The 19028-nt window shown below is 70.8% G+C and carries 18 protein-coding genes; 7 read left to right on the forward strand and 11 right to left on the reverse strand.

Annotated features, from left to right (window positions below):
- Window positions 1-27: 27 nt before the first annotated feature.
- Genes ACP4E5_RS31500 through efeO form a run of 4 tightly spaced genes read right to left on the reverse strand, consistent with a single transcriptional unit; the run spans window position 28 to window position 4416 of the window.
- Complete coding sequence (locus ACP4E5_RS31500; RefSeq protein ID WP_425834579.1) at window positions 28-1008, reverse strand: SCO2278 family lipoprotein; 981 nt, start codon at window positions 1006-1008, stop codon at window positions 28-30.
- 49 nt (window positions 1009-1057) lie between these two features.
- Window positions 1058-1903 (reverse strand): iron uptake transporter permease EfeU, encoded by an 846-nt coding sequence (gene efeU / locus ACP4E5_RS31505; RefSeq protein ID WP_425834581.1) that lies wholly within the window; start codon window positions 1901-1903, stop codon window positions 1058-1060.
- 6 nt (window positions 1904-1909) lie between these two features.
- Window positions 1910-3232, reverse strand: a complete 1323-nt coding sequence (efeB, locus tag ACP4E5_RS31510) for an iron uptake transporter deferrochelatase/peroxidase subunit (protein WP_425834583.1) — start codon at window positions 3230-3232, stop codon at window positions 1910-1912.
- A gap of 38 nt (window positions 3233-3270) precedes the next feature.
- Complete coding sequence (gene efeO, locus ACP4E5_RS31515) at window positions 3271-4416, reverse strand: iron uptake system protein EfeO (RefSeq protein ID WP_425834585.1); 1146 nt, start codon at window positions 4414-4416, stop codon at window positions 3271-3273.
- Between the two features lie 163 nt (window positions 4417-4579).
- Here efeO and ACP4E5_RS31520 point away from each other — a divergent pair, with 163 nt between their 5' ends.
- The gene (locus ACP4E5_RS31520) at window positions 4580-5236 is read left to right on the forward strand and encodes a PhzF family phenazine biosynthesis protein (protein WP_425834587.1); all 657 of its coding nucleotides are present in this window, start codon (window positions 4580-4582) and stop codon (window positions 5234-5236) included.
- 77 nt (window positions 5237-5313) lie between these two features.
- Here ACP4E5_RS31520 and ACP4E5_RS31525 read toward each other — a convergent pair whose 3' ends face one another.
- On the reverse strand, window positions 5314-5964 hold the full coding sequence (locus ACP4E5_RS31525; protein WP_425834589.1) for a biliverdin-producing heme oxygenase: 651 nt from the start codon (window positions 5962-5964) through the stop codon (window positions 5314-5316).
- A gap of 119 nt (window positions 5965-6083) precedes the next feature.
- Window positions 6084-6956 carry a type I methionyl aminopeptidase gene (gene map / locus ACP4E5_RS31530; RefSeq protein ID WP_425834591.1) on the reverse strand — a complete coding sequence of 291 codons (873 nt, stop codon included), beginning with the start codon at window positions 6954-6956 and terminating at the stop codon, window positions 6084-6086.
- 57 nt (window positions 6957-7013) lie between these two features.
- On the opposite strand from map, the gene ACP4E5_RS31535 reads away from it, so the two are divergent.
- Complete coding sequence (locus ACP4E5_RS31535) at window positions 7014-7235, forward strand: hypothetical protein (RefSeq protein WP_425841791.1); 222 nt, start codon at window positions 7014-7016, stop codon at window positions 7233-7235.
- 95 nt (window positions 7236-7330) lie between these two features.
- On the opposite strand, the gene ACP4E5_RS31540 is transcribed toward ACP4E5_RS31535, so the two are convergent.
- Complete coding sequence (locus ACP4E5_RS31540; RefSeq protein WP_425834593.1) at window positions 7331-7942, reverse strand: hypothetical protein; 612 nt, start codon at window positions 7940-7942, stop codon at window positions 7331-7333.
- A 93-nt stretch (window positions 7943-8035) separates the two neighbouring features.
- Here ACP4E5_RS31540 and npdG point away from each other — a divergent pair, with 93 nt between their 5' ends.
- Both npdG and ACP4E5_RS31550 read left to right on the forward strand, forming a co-directional pair.
- Entirely contained in the window at window positions 8036-8758 is a 723-nt protein-coding gene (npdG, locus tag ACP4E5_RS31545; protein ID WP_425834595.1) for an NADPH-dependent F420 reductase, read from the forward strand.
- 100 nt (window positions 8759-8858) lie between these two features.
- The gene (locus ACP4E5_RS31550; protein WP_425834597.1) at window positions 8859-9059 is read left to right on the forward strand and encodes a hypothetical protein; all 201 of its coding nucleotides are present in this window, start codon (window positions 8859-8861) and stop codon (window positions 9057-9059) included.
- On the opposite strand, the gene ACP4E5_RS31555 is transcribed toward ACP4E5_RS31550, so the two are convergent.
- On the reverse strand, window positions 9049-9849 hold the full coding sequence (locus ACP4E5_RS31555; RefSeq protein ID WP_425834599.1) for a site-2 protease family protein: 801 nt from the start codon (window positions 9847-9849) through the stop codon (window positions 9049-9051). The two genes, ACP4E5_RS31550 and ACP4E5_RS31555, sit on opposite strands and share 11 nt — an antisense overlap.
- 166 nt (window positions 9850-10015) lie before the next feature.
- Between ACP4E5_RS31555 and ACP4E5_RS31560 the strand changes: the two genes are divergently transcribed.
- Window positions 10016-13363 carry an AfsR/SARP family transcriptional regulator gene (locus ACP4E5_RS31560; RefSeq protein ID WP_425834601.1) on the forward strand — a complete coding sequence of 1116 codons (3348 nt, stop codon included), beginning with the start codon at window positions 10016-10018 and terminating at the stop codon, window positions 13361-13363.
- Between the two features lie 85 nt (window positions 13364-13448).
- Here the strand turns inward: ACP4E5_RS31560 and ACP4E5_RS31565 are convergent, their stop codons facing one another.
- From ACP4E5_RS31565 to panB, 3 genes are all read right to left on the reverse strand, one after another.
- The gene (locus ACP4E5_RS31565) at window positions 13449-14285 is read right to left on the reverse strand and encodes an ABC transporter permease (protein ID WP_425834603.1); all 837 of its coding nucleotides are present in this window, start codon (window positions 14283-14285) and stop codon (window positions 13449-13451) included.
- Window positions 14282-15304 (reverse strand): ATP-binding cassette domain-containing protein, encoded by a 1023-nt coding sequence (locus tag ACP4E5_RS31570; protein ID WP_425834605.1) that lies wholly within the window; start codon window positions 15302-15304, stop codon window positions 14282-14284. The genes ACP4E5_RS31565 and ACP4E5_RS31570 overlap by 4 nt, the downstream gene beginning before the upstream one ends.
- A gap of 243 nt (window positions 15305-15547) precedes the next feature.
- Complete coding sequence (gene panB / locus ACP4E5_RS31575; RefSeq protein WP_425834607.1) at window positions 15548-16408, reverse strand: 3-methyl-2-oxobutanoate hydroxymethyltransferase; 861 nt, start codon at window positions 16406-16408, stop codon at window positions 15548-15550.
- Window positions 16409-16591: 183 nt separating this feature from the next.
- Here panB and ACP4E5_RS31580 point away from each other — a divergent pair, with 183 nt between their 5' ends.
- Together ACP4E5_RS31580 and ACP4E5_RS31585 are read left to right on the forward strand one after the other, a co-directional pair.
- A complete protein-coding gene (locus ACP4E5_RS31580) occupies window positions 16592-18199 on the forward strand; it encodes an MFS transporter (protein ID WP_425834609.1) in 1608 nt (535 codons plus the stop codon).
- 84 nt (window positions 18200-18283) lie between these two features.
- Window positions 18284-18982: a TetR/AcrR family transcriptional regulator gene (locus ACP4E5_RS31585; RefSeq protein WP_425834611.1), complete on the forward strand. Its 699-nt coding sequence runs from the start codon at window positions 18284-18286 to the stop codon at window positions 18980-18982.
- Window positions 18983-19028 lie beyond the last annotated feature (46 nt).

The raw sequence follows: 19028 nt of genomic DNA on the forward strand, positions 1-19028 counted from the left end.
CCCCGAGACCGCAACACCGGTCGCCCGTCAGCTGCCCTCGGCCGTCGTGATGCCCTCCACTCGGGACACCACATTCACCTTCCCCGCTCCCCCCGGAGGGTCGATCGCCGCCTGGCCCGAGACGTAGCCGTACATCGCCGACTGCTTGGGCTCGCCCTTCATCAGCGCCTTCACGTCCGCGCCGATCGCGGGGAGGTTGCTGCCGGGGAACGCGGTCAGCTTCTCGTAGCGGCGGGTCGTGAAGAAGACGAGGGCGCCGCCGTTCTCGGTGCGCAGGGCCACGGGTGCGAAGTCGCCCGAGGCGAGGGGCTCGTCGATGAACTGCGTGGTGAGGCCGGGGCGCGTGCCGATTTTTTCGCGGGTCTGCCGCCAGCGCGTCGTGTGCGGGCCGGGGGCGTAGTCGTCCCCGCCCTTCTTGAGGTACTGGATGTACTGCTTGCCCATGTCCTGCGGACGCTGCGCGAGACCCGACGCGTCGGGGTCGACGGACTCGCCCCAACCGTCCTTGTCCTGCTTGAACTTGGGGACCGTGCCGTCCCGGAACAGGGAGAGGTACGAGACCGCCCACGGCGCGTTCTCGGCGTTGCGGGTGAAGACCATGACCCAGCGGTAGCCGTTGACCCGGTTGTTGTCCGAGTTCGTCACGAACCAGCGCGGCCAGCCCGCCTTCTTCGGCACCGTGATCTTCGTGTCGGTGAGCTTCAGCGGCGAGTGCTTCGGGTTGCCGTTCGGATTGAGCGCGCGGCCAGCCTTCAGCTTCGCGGCGTCGATCGCGCCGAGCGCCCCGGTGACGTGCTTGGCGTCGGCATCGGCGTCGTACGTCCTGTCCGCCTCGTTGTACGCGTCCACGAAGGTGTCGACGGCGCGCGCCGCCTGTCCCTTCGTGGTCGTCGGGACGATCTCCAGCTCGCCGTGCACGGTGACACAGCCGCTCGCGGTGAGGGACAGCACGACCGCGGCCGCCGCCGCTGCGACCGGTCGGCCGATCCTGTTCCTGGCCTCGCTCATGACGTTCGATTCACCTTCCGCTCCCCGGCCCCATGCACGGGCCCGAACCCTACCGGGAAGAGGAGGCCCGCACTGCCGCGACCCTGCGGGAGAACAGCCCGGGAGGCGCGAAGAACAGGGCGAGAGTGGGGACAAGATAGACGAACCAGACGGTGACCTGAAGGACCGTCGGGTCGGGCTGGAAGTTGAAGACACCCTTCAGGAGCGTGCCGAGCCAGCCGTCCGGGGAGATCGTCGAACTGATGTCGAAGGCCAGGTTGTTGAGGCCGCCGACGAAATCGGCCTCCTGGAGGTCGTGGAAGCCGTACGCGAGGACGCCCGCAGCCACGACGACCAGCATGCCGCCCGTCCACGTGAAGAACTTCGCCAGGTTGATGCGCAGCGCGCCCCGGTAGAACAGCCAGCCGAGGACGACCGCCGTGGCGAGGCCGAGGAGCGCGCCGATCACCGGGTCCGTCGTGCCGTTGCTGGTGGCGTGCACCGCCGTCCACACGAACAGGGACGTCTCGAGCCCCTCGCGGCCCACCGCGAGGAACGCCGTCACGACGAGGGCCGCCGTGCCCATCTGCAGGGCGCTGTCCAGCTTTCCGTGCAGCTCCGTCTTCAGGTGCCGGGCCGTGCGCCGCATCCAGAACACCATCCACGTCACCAGGCCGACGGCGATGATCGACAGCGAGCCGCCGAGCGCCTCCTGCGCCTGGAATGTCAGTTCCTGCGAGCCGAACTCCAGGCCCGCGCCGAACCCGAGCGACACCAGGATCGCGACGCCGACCCCCGCCCACACCGGCTTCAGGGCGTCCCGGCGCTCCGTCTTCACCAAGTAGGCGACGAGGATGCAGACGATGAGGCTGGCTTCCAGACCCTCACGCAGCCCGATCAGGTAGTTCGCGAACATCGCGTCTCACGCGCCCTTCTGCTTCTGGGTCTGCTTCTGCTCGAAGAGGCCGCGGCCCCACCAGTCACTGCCGTCCCGCACTCCGGGCGGCACCGCGAACACCGCCGAACCGACGTGCTGGATGTACTCGTTGAGCGCGTCCGTCGCGAGATTCCGCTGCACCGGGATGAACCCCTTGCGTATGTCCTTCTGGTACGCGAGGAAGAACAGGCCCGCGTCAAGCCGGCCGAGCCCGTCCGTGCCGTCGGTGAACGAGTAGCCGCGCCGCAGCAGCGTCGCCCCGTGATTGGAGTCGGGGTGCGCGAGCCGCACGTGCGCGGTCGGCTTCATCGCCTTCAGGAACGGCTCGTCGCGCTCCTTCGCCTTGCCGACCGGGGCGCCCTCGCCCTTGTCCCGGCCGAACACGTCCTCCTGCTCCTGAAGCGACGTACGGTCCCAGGTCTCGATGTTCATCCGGATCCGGCGGGCGACCAGGTATGAGCCGCCCTTCATCCAGTCGGCACCGTCGCCCGGAGAATCCACCCACACGTGCTCGGCGAGGCGGTCCTTCTCGGTGCCCGCGATGTTGCGGGTGCCGTCCTTGAAGCCCAGCAGGTTACGGGGGGTCTGCGCGTCCGGAGTCGTCGACGAGGTCTTGCCGAAGCCGAGTTGGGACCAGCGGATGGCGACCTTGCCCATGCCGATGCGGGCGAGATTGCGGATGGCGTGCACGGCGACCTGCGGGTCGTCGGCGCAGGCCTGTACGCACAGATCGCCGCCGCTGCGGGTCTTCTCCAGGTTCTCGCCGGGGAACCTGGGCAGGTCGACGAGCGCCTCCGGCCGCTTGTCGGCGATGCCGAGGGCCTTTCCGTGCTTCTCGAAGAGGGAGGGCCCGAAGCCGATCGTCAGCGTGAGCCGGGACGGCTGGAGCCCCAGCGCCTCGCCGGTGTCGTCCGGCGGCGCCTCGACGAGCCCGCCGTACGCGCCCTCGCCGACGGTGCGCCCCTCGGTCATCCGCGCGGCGGCCTTCGTCCAGTCCTTCAGGAGCTGCACGAACTCCTCGCGGTCGGCCGTCTTCACGTCGAACGCCGCGAAGTGCAGCCGGTCCTGGACCGCCGTGGCGATCCCCGCCTGGTGCGCCCCGTGGAACGGCACCGAGCCGCCCGCCTCACCCGCCGGCTGCATGTCCGAGCCGTCGGCCGACCGGGTCAGGGCGACGGCGCCGCCCGCTGCCGCTGCGCCGAGCGCGAGCCCCGCGCCGCCGACGGCGAGCAGGGAACGCCGGGAAGGCGAAGGAGAGTTGGGGGAGCTGGGGGAGTCGGGGGAGCTGGAGGTCACGTCGTCCGCCATGGCGGCCCTCTCCTCGTGGTGCGTATTCACGTTCTCGGCTACTTGACGACCGCGGCGGCCAGCTTCGACAGGGGCTCCGCCAGCGCGTTGACCGCGTCGGACAGCTCCTTCTGGTCCGCCTTGCCGACCTTGTCGTAGGAGGTGAACTCGTAGCCCTGCTTGCCCTCGCGGTACTTGTCGAGCAGCTTGTCCAGCGCCGCGAACTGCTTGTCCAACTCCTTGGTCAGCGCGGCGTCGTTCTTCGCCGCGACCGGCTTCAGCAGGTCGTACGCCTTCTCGGCGCCCTCGACGTTGCCCTTGAAGTCGACGAGGTCGGTGTGCGAGTAGCGCTCCTCCTCGCCGGTGACCTTGCCGGTGGCGACCTCGTCGAGCAGTTCCTTGGCGCCGTTGGCCATGGAGGTGGGCGTGATCTCCGCCTTGCCGACGCGCTGCTGCCAGTCCTTGAGGTCCTTGTCGAGCTGGTCCGCGAGCCCCTTCTCCGTCTTCCCGATCTTCTTGTCCTGCCACAGCGCCTTCTCCAGGCGGTGCCAGCCGGTCCACTTCTGGCCCTCTTCGAGGCCGTCGGCCCGCACGTCGACCTTCGGGTCGATGTCACCGAACGACTCGGCGACCGGCTCGGTGCGCTCCCAGCCGATACGGGAGGGGGCGTACGCCTTCTTGGCGGCCTCCAGGTCGCCGTCGCGGACGGCGTCGGTGAACGTCTTCACCTTCGGTAGCGTCTCGTCGGCCTGCGCCTGCGTGTACTGGCGGTAGGTGGCGACGGCGGCGTCGAGCCGCGGGTCCCGCTTCACCGTCGCCTTGCCGCCGGTCACCTGCACGTCCTGGCGGTGGCCCTTGCCCTTCATGCCGGGGATGCAGGCGATGCGGTAGTCGCCGCTCTTCACCTCGGCGGTGAGGCTGTGCCTGGTGCCGGGGCCGATGTTCTCGCGCTCGGAGACGATCCGGTCGTCCGGGAAGAGGATCTCGACCTCGGTGACCCGGGACCCCTTGTTCTCGACCGCCAACTCCACGTGCCCCGCCGGGAACTGCTTCTTCGACACCTTGCAGCTGTCGTCGTCGGCGGTCACCTTGATCGCACCGGAACCGGCGCTCTTCGCGTCGCTTTTCTGGGTGCACCCCGTGACCGCGGTCAGGGCGGCCACCGCGGCGACAGCGGTGGACAGGGTGAGTCGGGCGGCTCGCATGCGGGCTCCAAGGCGTACAGCAGCGGTACAGGGGGTGCACAGGAACAGGGGCAACTAAGGCCGACCTAACTTATATGAGGCTTACCTCAGTACCGCCCATGGGCAAGTCAGGGAAGAGTCAAGGGATCGTCAAGCTCCGGATGTCCCGTGGTTGACTGCCGCCATGAACGAGTACGGCATCGAGTACGACGTGGTGCGCGTCTTCTGCGCCCCTGGCGGCCGGGAGGGCAACGCGCTGGGCGTCGTCCGCGACGGCTCCCGCCTGCCCGACAGGGGCGAACGACAGGCCTTCGCCGCCAAGTTGGGCTTCAGCGAGACCGTCTTCGTCGACGACCCCGAGCGCGGCGTCATCGACATCTACACGCCGACCGCGCGCCTGCCGTTCGCCGGACACCCTTGCGTCGGCACGGCCTGGCTGCTCGACGTGCCGGAACTCGTCGTGCCCGCGGGCGTCGTCGGGGCGCGCCTGGACGGCGAGTTCAGCTGGATCGAGGCGCGCGCGGAGTGGGCGCCCGGGCGCACGCTGCGGCAGTACGACTCGGCCGCCGAGGTCGACGCGCTGCCGGTCCCTCCGGAGGGTGAGTGGATCTACGCGTGGGCCTGGGAGGACGAGGCGGCGGGCCGGGTCAGGGCCCGCGCCTTCCCCGGCCGCGGCGACGGCATCGTGGAGGACGAGGCCACGGGAGCGGCCGCGCTGGCACTGACCGGCCGCCTCGACCGGGCACTGAACATCCGCCAGGGCCGCGGCTCCCAGATCCTGACGGCACCGCAGCCGGGCGGCCTGATCGAGGTGGGCGGCCGGGTGAGCTGGGGCATCTGAAGCCCCGCTTTTCGAACGAGAGCCCGCGGGGTCCGGGGTGGAGCCCCGCGGCGTCAACCACGGCACGGCCCAAAGGGTTACGCGGCCGACCGAAACTCCTCGCCCAGCCCCCGGAACACCCCGGTATTCAAGGCGAACGCCGCCTTGCACTCCGCCACCACCCTCTGCTTCTCCAACTCGTCCACCGCGATGGCGTCAAGAAGCTCGCGGTAATGGCGCTTGAACGCCGCGGGGTTGGCGATCCCCTCGAAAACGTAGAACCGCACGCCGTCCCCCTTGCGCGCGAACCCCCACGTCCTCTCCGCCTTGTCCCGGATGATCTGCCCACCCGAGAGATCGCCCAGATAGCGCGTGTAGTGGTGCGCCACATACCCGGCCGGCCAGGACGCCGCACACTCCGCGACCCGCTCCGCGTACGCCCGCGTCTGCGGCAGCGCGGAGACGGTCTCCCGCCAGTCCGGGCCCCGCAGATGCGCGAGGTCGCGCTCCAGCTCCGGTACGCGCAGCAGCTCCGGCCGGATGAAGGGCCCGGCCACCGGATCGCCGGCGAGCCGCCGCGCGTCGTCCTCAAGTGCCCGGTACACGAACCACAGTTGCTCCGTGTACCGCGCGTACGCGTCCACGCCGAGCCGCCCGCCGAGCAGATCCCCCATGAACGACGACGTCTCCGCCTCCGTGTGCTGCTCGTGCGAGGCGGTGCGGATCAGCGTGGAGAACGGGGTGTCCATGGAGCCTCCGGGTTGCCGACAAGCTGTCGGTAAAAGCGTACCCAGTGACCCGATCAAGGGAACGTAAATCCAAAAAACCGAAGGTCGAAGGCATGGAGAACCGGGGGCCCGGGAGGTCGCTACGGCAGCGTGAGGATCTCCGTGCCACTCTCCGTGACGACCAGCGTGTGCTCGAACTGCGCGGTCCGCTTGCGGTCCTTCGTGACGACCGTCCAGCCGTCCTCCCACATGTCGTACTCGTACGTGCCGAGCGTGAGCATCGGCTCGATCGTGAACGTCATGCCGGGCTGGATCACGGTCGTGGCCTGCGGGGAGTCGTAGTGCGGGACGATCAGGCCGCTGTGGAAGGACGAGTTGATGCCGTGACCCGTGAAGTCGCGCACCACCCCGTAGCCGAAGCGCTTGGCGTACGACTCGATGACCCGGCCGATGATGTTGATCTGGCGCCCCGGCTTGACGGCCTTGATCGCGCGGTTCAGGGACTCGCGGGTCCGCTCGACGAGGAGACGGGACTCCTCGTCGACGTCGCCCACCAGGTACGTGGCGTTGTTGTCGCCGTGCACGCCGCCGATGTACGCGGTGACGTCGAGGTTGATGATGTCGCCGTCCTTCAGGACGGTCGAGTCCGGGATGCCGTGGCAGATGACCTCGTTGACGCTCGTGCACAGCGACTTCTGGAAGCCGCGGTAGCCGAGCGTCGACGGGTACGCGCCGTGGTCGCACATGTACTCGTGCGCGATCCGGTCCAACTCGTCCGTGGTGACACCCGGGGCGATCGCCTTCGCCGCCTCCGCCATGGCCCGCGCCGCGATCCGCCCGGCGACCCGCATGGCCTCGACGGTCTCCGGGGTCTGCACCTCGGGGCCCGTGTACGGCGTCGGCGCGGGCTTGCCGACGTATTCGGGGCGCCGGATGTTCCCGGGCACGGAACGGGTGGGGGAGATCTCCCCCGGAACGAGCAGGGTGGGCGAAGCTTGCGACTGGCCAGACATGCCAGCGAGTGTAACGAGCGCGCGTGGGGGAGCATGGCGGAGACGAGAGGAGCCGCCGTGGCGCTGTTCAAGAAGCGAACCGTCGGAAAGCCGGGCGAGTGGTACTACTGCCTGGAGCACAAGAAGGTCGAAGAGGGCCCGGAGTGCCCCAACAAGGACCGCTTCGGCCCCTACGCCTCCCGCGAGGAGGCACAACACGCCATGGAGACGGCGAGGGAACGAAACCTGGAGTGGGATTCCGACCCCAAGTGGAACAGGGACAGCCCCGCCGACGATTGAGCCTCTCAAGCCCCGCCGGCGATTGGGCATCTCAAGCCCCGCCGGCGATTGAGGCGCGGGGTCCGGGGCAGAGCCCCGCGCGGGTGACCGCAACATCACCACCGCGCGGGCGGCGGCGCGGTCAAGTGATCCGCAAGCCGCGACAACCGATCCCGAAACCCCCGCCGCCCCCGCGGAGCGCCCGTCGCGTTCTCCCCGGCCGCCGCACTGACCAGATGCTGCACCGTGTCCAGGTCCAGGTCCGTGTCGCCGGGAACGCTCAGCCCGTCGTGGGCCATGGCACGCAGATCCCCACCGCCGGAGGCCTCCGCGTCGAGCGCCAGGATCGTCGCCCCCGCGCGGCGCGCGTCATGCACCCGCTCCAGCAGCGGAGCGCCCGGCTCGGTCGGCGTGACCACGAGGAGCGTCTCGCCGCGCCGCGCCGCTTCGAGCCGGCCGAGGCCGACGGCCAGATGCGCCGGATCGTCCGGGCGCGCCGCGTGCCGTACGAGGGTGGGGGCCAGCTCGGGCGTGCCGGACCAGGCCGCCTCGTCGACCAGGTGCGCCGCCAGATGCCAGGGCTCGTAACTCGGGGAACCCACGAGGAGGAGCCCGCCGCCGTGCGCGGCCACCGAGGAGCGCAGCGCCCCGGCGAAACGGCGGGTGGCGGAGGGCCACTCGGTCCCGGCGAGTACCTCGCGCAGCAGTGCTACTCGTACGGCGTCCATGGGGTGGCATGGTGCCTCAAGTGGCCCGCCCGTTCGCCGCGTTCGGGGGAAGTCCGCCCGTACGAGGCGCATACGCTTGAGTAGGGTCGCCGCATGACCTCTACCGATAGCAGTCAGAGCACCCCGAGCGGCCAGAAGGCCCCGGCGAAGGACCCCTGGGACCTGCCCGACGTCTCCGGACTCGTCGTCGGCGTACTCGGCGGGACCGGACCCCAGGGCAAGGGCCTCGCCTACCGCTTCGCCCGTGCGGGCCAGAAGGTGATCCTCGGCTCCCGAGCCGCCGAGCGCGCGCGGTCCGCCGCCGACGAACTCGGCCTCGGCATCGAAGGCGCCGACAACGCCGAGTGCGCCCGCCGCAGCGACGTCGTGATCGTCGCCGTGCCCTGGGACGGCCACGGCGCCACCCTCGAAGCCCTGCGCGAGGACCTCGCCGGGAAACTCGTCGTCGACTGCGTCAACCCGCTCGGCTTCGACAAGAAGGGCGCGTACGCCCTGAAGCCGGAGGAGGGCAGCGCGGCGGAACAGGCCGCGGCGCTGCTCCCGGACTCCCGGGTCGCCGCCGCCTTCCACCACCTGTCGGCCGTGCTGCTCATCGACCCGGAGGTCGACGAGATCGACACCGACGTCATGGTCCTCGGCGAGGAGCGCGCCGACGTGGAGATCGTCCAGGCGCTCGCCGGGCGCATCGCCGGCATGCGCGGCATCTTCTCGGGCCGCCTCCGCAACGCCCACCAGGTCGAGTCCCTGGTCGCGAACCTCATCTCGGTGAACCGCCGCTACAAGGCACACGCGGGGCTGCGCGTCACGGACGTATAGCCACGTACGTCATGTACGGGGTGCCTTCCGGCGCTCGCGGGGCATGGTGGACACTGGTCGGCGTACAACCCGTCGTGCCGCCGTCTGGAGCCGAAGCCCCATGCCCCGCATCGCACTGTTCGCCCTCGTCGTCTGCGCCCTCGCGGTCGCTGCGGCCGTGGTCTCCTTCGTCGAGGGCAGCTTCCTCGGGATCGTCTGGGTGCTGATCGCCGGCATCACGTCGAACATGACGTGGTTCTACGCACGCAAGGCGAAGGCCGAGAAGCAGGCGGCGCAGGCCGAGGCCGCGCCTACTGTGTGAACGTCGGGATCTCCGGGGTGCCCTGCCAGAACCGGTAGAACTGCTGGCCCCAGTACGTGTCCCACTCGTGCACGCCGAGCGCGCCGAGCACCCAGTCGACCAGGTCGAAGAACCACTGGTTGATCTCCGGGATCCACAGCACGGCGAACACGGCGAGCAGACCGAACGGCGCGAACGGCTCCACCTGCCGCCGGACCTTGTGCGACAGCCAGGGCTCGATGACCCCGTACCCGTCGAGCCCCGGCACCGGCAGGAAGTTCAGGATCGCCGCGGTCACCTGGAGCAGGGCGAGGAACCCGAGCGCGTAACGGAAGGTGTCCGGCACCCCGTCCAGCGCGTCCAGCCAGAACGGCGCCGTGCACACGATCGCGAACAGCACGTTCGTCAGCGGCCCCGCCGCCGAGATCAGGCTGTGCCGCCAGCGCCCCCGGATCCGCCCCCGCTCGATGAAGACGGCGCCGCCGGGCAGGCCGATGCCACCCATGATCACGAAGAGCACGGGGAGCACGATGCTGAGCACGGCGTGCGTGTAAGCCAGCGGGTTGAGTGTGAGATAGCCTTTCGCGCCGATCGAGATGTCGCCACTGTGCAGCGCCGTGCGCGCGTGCGCGTACTCGTGCAGACACAGTGAGACGACCCAGGCGCCCGTCACGAACAGGAACACCGCGAAGCCCGGCTGGGACGCGAAGCCCGTCCACACCGCCCAGCCGGCCACCGCCGTGATCGCGGCGATGCCGAGGAAGACGGGGCTGATTCTGTTGTCGCCGCGGCGTGCGGTGGCGGTGGTCATGGGGTGGAACTCCCGGGGCAGGCTGGTCGGCTGGCTCACCGAACGTACTCGCTGTATGCGGGAAACGTGTCGCGGTATCGCGGGAGTTCCGGACAAGGTAGGGGGATGAAGCGGTCCGGGCAGGTACCGGGCGCGGCGGCTCGACGGCAGCGGGGAGAATAGGTCCGTGCGCTACCGCATTCTCGGCACCACGCAGGCGCTCCGCGACGACGGCACGGCCGTTCCCGTCGGCGGGGCGCGGTTGCGTGCCCTGCTTGCGGTGCTCGCGCTGCGGGCGGGGCGCGTGGTGCCCGCCTCGTTGCTCGTCGACGAGGTGTGGGGCGAGGAGCCGCCCGCGGACGCGGCGGGTGCGTTGCAGGCGCTGGTCGGGCGGTTGCGCAGGGCCCTGGGGGCCGGGGCGGTCCTGTCGGCCGACGGCGGCTACCGGCTCGCCGCCTCCCCGGACGACGTCGACGCCTTTCGCTTCGAGCGGCTGACGGGCGACGGGGTGCGGGCCTTCGCGGACGGTGACGCGGCCAAGGCCCTCGATGTGCTCGACGAGGCGCTGGGGCTGTGGCGCGGTCCGGCCCTCGCGGATCTTCCGGACCGGGTGTCGGAGGCGGCGCGCTGGGACGCGCGGCACCTCGACGCGCGGCGCACGCGTATCGCCGCGCAGCTCGTGCTCGGTCGGGCGGACGGGGTCCTGCCGGAGCTCACCGCGCTCTGTGACGCCCATCCGTTGGACGAGCCGCTTCAGGTGCTGAGGTTGCGGGCGTTGCGCTCCGCGGGGCGGGCGGCGGAGGCGTTGGTGGCGTACGAAGGGGTTCGGCGGGAGCTGGCGGACACGTTGGGGGCGGATCCCGGGCCGGAACTTCGGGCGCTGCACGAGGAGTTGCTGGCCCCGTCCGCCCCTACGTCACGGGGCTCCGCCCCGGACCCCGCGGGCTCTCGTCCCAAAGGCGGGCTTGATTTTGCCCACCCGCCGCGGGGGCTTGATTTGGCCCACCCGCCGCAGGGGCTTGATGTGCCCGGCAATCTTCGTGCCCGGCTCACCTCGTTCGTCGGGAGGGCGGGGGACCTCGAAGCGATCCGTGCCGACCTGACCCGCGTACGACTGGTCACCCTGCTCGGGCCCGGGGGCGCCGGCAAGACGCGGCTGAGTCAGGAGGCCGCGGAGGGCCTGCCCACCGCCCCGGACGGGGTGTGGCTCGCGGAGTTGGCGCCGGTCAGTGACCCGGCCGCCGTGCCCGAGGCCGTCGTCAGCGCCCTCGGGGCCCGGGAGACGGTGCTGCGCGGCGCCGGCGCCGAAGAGCTCCGCGTCGCGGGCGAGCGCCAGGGCGACGACCCCCTCGTACGCCTCGTGGAGCACTGCGCGGACCGCCGGCTGCTGCTGATCCTCGACAACTGCGAGCACGTCGTCGACGCGGCCGCCGCCCTCGCCGACGACCTCCTCGCCCACTGCCCCGGCGTCACGATCCTGGCCACGAGCCGCGAACCCCTCGGCGTACCGGGCGAGTTGCTGTATCCGGTGGAGCCGCTCCCGGAGCCGTACGCCCACCGGCTCTTCGGCGAGCGCGGCGCCGCCGTGCGCCCCGGTTTCACCGTGGACGAGGCGCCGGAGGCGGTAGGCGAGATCTGCCGCCGCCTCGACGGCCTGCCGCTCGCCATCGAACTCGCCGCAGCGCGGCTGAGGATGCTCACGCCCCGCCAGATCGCCGACCGCCTCGACGACCGCTTCCGCCTCCTCACCTCCGGCGCCCGCACCGCCCTGCCCCGCCAGCAGACGCTCCGCGCGGTCGTCGACTGGTCGTGGGAACTGCTCGACGAGCCCGAACGCGCCACCCTCGCCCGCCTCTCCGTGTTCAGCGGCGGCTGCGACCTGTCCGCCGCCGAAGCGGTCTGCGGCCCGGACGCGCTCGACGCCCTGGCCTCCCTCGTCGACAAGTCGCTCGTGGTCGCCGCCCCGGAGGAGGACAGCGGCGACATGCGCTACCGCCTCCTCGAAACCGTCTCCGAGTACGCGGGCGACCGCCTCGACGAGTCGGGGGAGCGCGCCGACGCCGAGCGCGCCCACCTCACGTACTACCGCGAACTCGCCCGCACCACCGACCCGTTGCTCCGCGGCAGCGGTCAGCGCGCGGCCATCGCCAGGATCGAGCGGGACTACGAGAATCTGCGCACGGCCCTGCGGCACGCGGTCGCGGCCCGTGACGAGCAGGAGGCGTTCAGCCTCGTCCTGTCCCTGGCCTGGTTCTGGCAGATGCGGGACCTGCGCATCGACGCCCGTACGTGGACGGGGGAGGCCGCGGCGCTCGGCCCCGACCCGTTCGCCGGGCCCGTGCGGCCCGCGCCGCCGCTGCTCCAGCGGTGCACCGACACCCCGCCCCCGCTGACCGGCGAACTCTTCGAAGAGGCGCGCCGCCAGGTCCATCTGTGCCGGCTCGGCTACATGGACATGGAGATGGACCACTGGCAGACGGAGGAGGGCCAGGCCCGGCTCCGCGCCGTCATCGACACATACAGCGCCGACCTCCCGCAGGCCTGCCGCCCGCCCGGCAACATCTGGTACTTCGCCGTCCTGATGACCGGGGACATGGACCGGTTGCAGGAGCTCGCCGCCGTCTCCGCGCGCACCTGCCGCGAACTCGGCTACGACTGGGAGCTGGCACTCGTCCTCCAGATGCGGGCCAACGTGTTCGCCAACCGCACCGAATGGGCCGAGGAAGGACTCGCGTACGCCGACGAGTCGCTGAGCCTGTTCAGCCGGCTCGGAGACGAGTGGGGGACGGCGGAGGCGCTGTCCGCGCGCGGCGAGGCGCGCGAGAAGCTCGGCGACTTCGAGGGCGCCGCCGCCGACTACACGCGCGCCCGTGAGCTCGCGCAGAGCATGGGCGCCCACGCCCAGGCCGCGATCCTCCAGGTCAGGCTCGGCCAGGCGCGGATCGAGCAGGGGGACACCGAGGGCGGCGAGGCGATGCTGTGGGAGTCGCTCGAGGACGGGCGCCGGCACACCAACGAGTCCCGGCCCGCGGCGCGCCTCTTCCTCGTCTCCCACCTCGCGTTCACCGGCCGCACCGTCGAGGCCCGTGAGCAACTGGCGTTGCTGCGCGGTGAGTTCAAGACGGCGCAGATCGGCTTCTTCTACGGCATGACCGTCGGCATGGAGGCGATGATCGACGTCGTCGACCGGCGCACCGAGGACGCCATCGTGAACGCGCGGCGCTGCCTCGTCATCGCGGGGGACCCGCTGTCCGCGCTCGTCATGCCGCAACTGGTGGGCATCCATCTGTGCACGGCGGCCAGAGCCGTCGTCCAGCGCGGCCGGGAAGGCGACGCGTTGGCCGCCGCGCGGCTCATGGGCGCGGCCGACGCGGCGACGCCCGAAGGCCACAAGCCCGCGCTCCTCGAACGTAATTGGCGCGCGGACACCGAGGCGGAGGTCCGCGCGCTGGTCGACCCGGCGACGTACGCCCAAGCACACGCGGAGGGCGGTGGCCTCTCCTTGGAGGAGGCCACCGCCCTGTTGGACGACTGACGGCTGACGACCGACGCGAATCGACAGCGTTCGCCCGGGTCCGGTCCGGTCCGGTCCGGTCCGATCCGATCCGCTCTGGCTCGGCTCAGCTCTGCTTGGTGAACTTGCGGATCGCGATCGGCGCCATGACGGCCGTGAGCAGCAGCGACCAGGCGACCGTCACCCACACGTCGTGGGCGGCGGGGCCGCCGACCATCAGTCCGCGGCAGGCGTCGGCCAGCGTCGACATCGGGTTCCAGTCGGTGAAGGACTGAAGCCAGCCCGGCATCGACTGGGTCGGCGCGAAGATCGACGAGCCGAACTGCAGCGGCATCATCACCAGGAAGCCCATGGCCTGCACGGCCTGCGCGGTCTTCATGGTGACGCCGAGCGTCAGGAAGATCCACATGATGGAGGAGCCGAACAGCGCGGTCAGGCCGAACGCGGCGAGCAGCCCTACCCAGTTGGTGATGTCGAAGCCGACGAGCAGCGCGACGATCATCAGGATCGTGGTGGCGACGAGCAGTCGCAGCAGTTCGACGGAGACCTTGGCCATGAGGACCGATCCGCGCCCGATGGGCAGCGTGCGGAAGCGGTCCATGATGCCCTTGTGGAAGTCCTCGTTGAAGCCGGTTCCCACGCCCTGCGCGATGTTCATGCTCATCATCGCGATCATGCCGGGGATCACGTACTGCACGTACGCGTCCTGGCCGCCGCCCATGGAGGCGCCGATCGAGCCGCCGAAGACGTAGACGAACAGGAGCGTGAAGACGATCGGCATGAGGACCGCGTCGAACATCGACTCCGGGTCGTTGCGGATCCACAGGAGGTTGCGGCGGACCAGCGCGCCCGTGTGCCGCAGGTGGCCGCGCAGGCCGATCTTGGGGTCGGCCTCGACGGTGATCGTGGAGACCGCGGGGGGAGTCAGGGTGGTGGCACTCATACGGCGGCCTCCTCGAGTTCGGGCCTGGCGTCCTCCGGGGCGGAGGCCTTCTGGCCGGTGATGGACAGGAACACCTCGTCCAGGCTGGGCAGTTCGGAGCCGATCGAGGCGATCGTGATGCCGCGCGCGGTGACCGCGCCGACCACGGCGGTGAGCTGCTCGTCGCTGAGCACGGGGACCAGGACGGCCCCGGTCTCGGTGTCCACGGTGGTGGTGGCGAGGCCCGTGATGCCCATGTCGTCTATCGCGTGCGACAGCGGGCTCAGCTCCATCGGGTCGGCCGGGCGGATCCGCAGGGTGCGGCCGCCGACCTTCGCCTTCAGCTCCTCGATGCCGCCCGCGGCGATGACCTGGCCGCGGTCGATGACGGTGAGCTCGGAGGCCAGCTGCTCGGCCTCCTCCATGTACTGGGTGGTGAGCAGGACGGTGACGCCGTCGCGCACCATGCTCTGCACCTCGTCCCACACCTCGTTACGGGTACGGGGGTCGAGGCCGGTCGTCGGCTCGTCCAGGTACAGGACGTGCGGGCGGCCGATCATCGACGCCGCGAGGTCGAGGCGGCGGCGCATACCGCCGGAGTACGTCTTCGCGGGGCGGCCCGCGGCGTCCGTGAGCGAGAAGCGCTCCAGCAGGGCGTCCGCGCGGGCCTTGGCGTCCTTGCGGGACAGGTCGAGCAGCCGCCCGATCATGTAGAGGTTCTCCCGGCCGGAGATCTTCTCGTCGACCGAGGCGTACTGGCCGGTGAGGCCGATCACGCGGCGCAGCTGGCGGGGCTGGCGCACCGCGTCGTAGCCCGCCACGATCGCCGTGCCGGCGTCGGGGGTGACCAGGGTGGACAGGCAGCGCACGAGGGTGGTCTTGCCCGCGCCGTTGGGACCGAGGACGCCCATCACGGTGCCCTCGTGCACGTCCAGGTCCACGCCGTCCAGGGCCTTGGTCGCGCCGTAGTGCTTGACCAGTCCCCTCACGGACACGGCGACCGGGCGGTCGCTCACGGAGTTCTTGTCGATTCGCGTCATGCCCACCAAGGTGCCAGCCGCCACCGACAATCCACCGACACCCGACCGACAGCCCCCGGCCGCCGCCGATATGTCGCCGACATTCCGCCGACGGGTCCGGCACACGACACGGCCCGCCGACGGGGGAAGTTCGGCGGGCCGCGGTCGTACCGGGTGGGCCAGGGCCCTTCTGACGGATCTTGCTGGGGTCGCGGGGGCGAATGATGCGGCCCACCGCGTCCAGCCTGATCCGTCAGAAGGACCCTAGTGGACGGAGTGCTCCTCCTGAGGGAACGTTCCGCCGATGACGTCCTCCGCAAACGCCTTCGCCGCGTCGGACATCACGCCGCGCAGATCCGCGTACTGCTTCACGAAGCGCGGCATCTTGCCCCCGGTGAGGCCGAGCGCGTCCGTCCAGACCAGGACCTGCGCGTCCGTGCCGGCCCCGGCGCCGATGCCGACGGTCGGGATGTGCAGGACCCGCGTCACCTCGGCCGCGAGCTCCGCGGGGACCAGTTCGAGGACGACCGCGAACGCGCCCGCGTCCTGGACGGCCTTGGCGTCGCGCAGCAACTGCTGCGCCGCCTCCTCGCCGCGCCCCTGCACCCGGTAGCCCTGGGTGTTGACCGACTGCGGGGTCAGGCCGATGTGGGCCATGACCGGGATCCCGGCGTCGACCAGCAGCTTGATCTGGTCGTGGGAGCGCTCGCCGCCCTCCAGCTTCACCGCGCCGACCCCGGCCTCCTTCACCAGCCGCATCGCCGAGCGGAGCGCCTGCGTGGGCCCCTCCTGGTACGAGCCGAAGGGGAGGTCGCCGACGATCAGGGCGCGGGACGTGCCCCGTACGACCGCGGCCGACAGCAGCACCATCTGGTCCAGCGTCACCGGCACCGTGGTCTCGTATCCGAGGTGGCAGTTGCCCGCCGAGTCGCCGACCAGCATCACGGGGATGCCCGCCTCGTCGAAGACCGACGCCGTCATCGCGTCGTAGGCGGTGAGCATGGGCCACTTCTCGCCACGCTCCTTGGCGAGGCCGATGTCCCGGACCGAGACCCGCCGCGAGCCCTTGCCCCCGTACAGCGCGGTGGACTTCTGGGCAGCCGAAAGCTCTGTGGGTTGCGTCATCGCAACGGCTCCTTCATGTCGTCTCGAGGCGCCCTGACGGCGTCCCCGGATCGCCTCCATGGTGGCACCGCGTGCCGCTCCCGCGCCAGGCCCCTTCGCGCTCCGGTAAAGCCTCGGCAAGGCTTTCCGGCAGACTTTCAATACGAGACGGTTCCGTATCGAAATGGGTCTAGGGTCGTTCACATGACCACTCCCGCCGCCTCTCAGGGCTCCCAGGGTTCCCGCATACCCGAGTCCGTGCACCGCCGTCGCTGGGTGATCCTCGGCGTGCTCATGCTGAGCCTGCTGATCGTCGTCCTCGACAACTCGATCCTGAACGTCGCGATCAAGACGATCTCGACCCCCGCGCCCGTAGGCATCGGTGCCTCGCAGAGCGAGCTCGAGTGGGCCATCAACGCGTACACGCTCGTCTTCGCGGGCCTGCTGTTCACGGCCGGGCTGCTCGGCGACCGCATCGGCCGCAAGAAGGTCCTCATCGGCGGCCTCGTCGTCTTCGGTCTCGGCTCCGCGCTCGCCGCCGAGTCCGGCACGCCGGTCCAGCTCATCGCGTTCCGCGCGGTGATGGGACTCGGCGCCGCCTTCGTCATGCCGGCCACGCTCGCCGTCCTGATGAACGTCTTCGAACGGGACGAGCAGCCGAAGGCCATCGGCATCTGGGCCGGCGGAGTGGGCCTCGCCATCGCGATCGGACCGATCACCGGCGGACTGCTCCTCGACCACTTCTGGTGGGGCTCGGTCTTCCTCGTGAACGTGCCGATCGTGATCATCGCCATCGCGCTGATGCTGGCGCTCGTCCCCGACTCCAAGGACCCGAAGCCGGGCCGCGTCGACCTCGTCGGCGTCGTGCTGTCCGTCGTCGGCCTCGTACTGCTCGTCTACGGGATCATCAAGGGCGGCGACGAGGGCGACTTCACCAGCGCCCAGGTGCTCGCCACGATCGTCGCGGGCCTCGCCGTCCTGGTCGCCTTCGTGCTGTACGAGAAGCGCAGCGACCACCCGTCGTTCGACATCAACTACTTCAAGAACAAGGTGTTCTCGGCCGCCATGGCGGGCATCGCGCTCGTCTTCTTCGCGATGATGGGCGTCACGTTCTTCGCGTCCTTCTACATCCAGAGCGTGCGCGGTTACTCGCCGTTGCAGACCGGCGCGTTCCTGCTGCCGCTCGCCGCCGCCCAGCTGATCTTCGCGCCGCGCGCCCGGCTCGTCGTCGACAAGCTCGGCGTCCGCGTCACCACGACCGGTGGCCTACTGCTGCTCGCGGCCATGCTCGCCGCGTTCACCCTGCTCGACGAGGACAGCCCGATGTGGGTCATGGAGATCATCTTCTTCTTCATGGGTACGGGCATGGCCCACGTCATGACGCCGACCAGCGTCGTCATCATGCAGTCGCTGCCGCGCGAGAAGGCGGGCTCGGCCTCCGCGCTCAGCAATACGTTCCGGCAGGTCGGCGGCGCGCTCGGCATCGCCGTGCTCGGCTCCGTGCTGTCCACGGCGTACAAGAACGGGATCGCGGACCAGCTGCTGCCGCTGCCCGCCGGGCTCCGCGACGCCGCGGGCGCGTCCATCGAGGCCACGCTCGGCGTCGCCGAGAAGCTCGGGCCGCGCGGCGAGGCCCTGGTCGGGGCGGCGAACGACTCCTTCGTGCACGCCATGCACATCACCGCGCTGTGCGGCGCGGGCGTCGCCGTCCTGAGCGCCGTCCTCACCGGCCTGTTCCTGCCGCGCAAGCCCCAGGGCCCGCCGGCCGAGCACAGCGGTGAGCAGCAGGAGAAGGTCGGCGCGGGCCACTGATCCGCCACTGATCCGCTGGTTGAGAGAATGCGCAGGGGCCCGCCACAGCGGCGGGGCCCGGGGCGTGGCGAAAGGCGGAGCGCGGTGGACGCGGGCACGGAACGGGCCGAGGGGCAGACGCGGCGGCGAAGGATCCCCGGGCCCCCGGCGCCGGCCGCCCCCGCGCGCGGCCGTCCGCGCAGCGAGGCCGTCGAGCAGGCGATCATCGAGGGCGTCATCGAACTCCTCGAGCAGGGCGTGCCGCTCACCGAGCTGTCCATCGAGCGGATCGCCCGCACCGCGGGCGTCGGCAAGGCCACCATCTACCGGCGCTGGAGTGGCAAGGAAGCGCTGTTCGTCGACGTCGTCGCCTCCATCGAGGAACCGGACCCCGAGCTGCCCGGCACCTCGATGCGCGACGATCTCGTCCGGCTCCTGGAGCACATGCGCAGACGCGGCCTCAGCATGCGCACCTCCGCCCTCCTGCACAACGTCCTCGCGCAGATGAAGACCCTGCCGCTGCTCTGGGACGCGTACCAGGAGCTCGTCGTGGACCCCCGGCGACGCGCGACGCACGACGTGGTGCGGCGCGGGGTCGCCGAGGGGGAGCTGCCGCCCGGCACCGATGTGGAGTTCGCGGCGGATCTGATCACCGGGCCGATGTTGCTGCGGACCGTGATGCGGTCCGACGCGCCGCTCGCGGAGGATCTCGCGGAGCGGATCGTGGACACGGTGCTCGCCGGGTTGCGGCCCGGGGGCTCAGCCCCGGACCCCGCTGCTCAATCGCCGCAGGGGCTCGACTGAGTCGATGTGCCGGTTTCGTCACAGCCGTGATTGTGGGGCCGCCGTA

This window comes from Streptomyces fractus, from assembly GCF_049844455.1.
In the GTDB taxonomy this organism is placed as follows: Bacteria; Actinomycetota; Actinomycetes; order Streptomycetales; family Streptomycetaceae; genus Streptomyces; species Streptomyces fractus.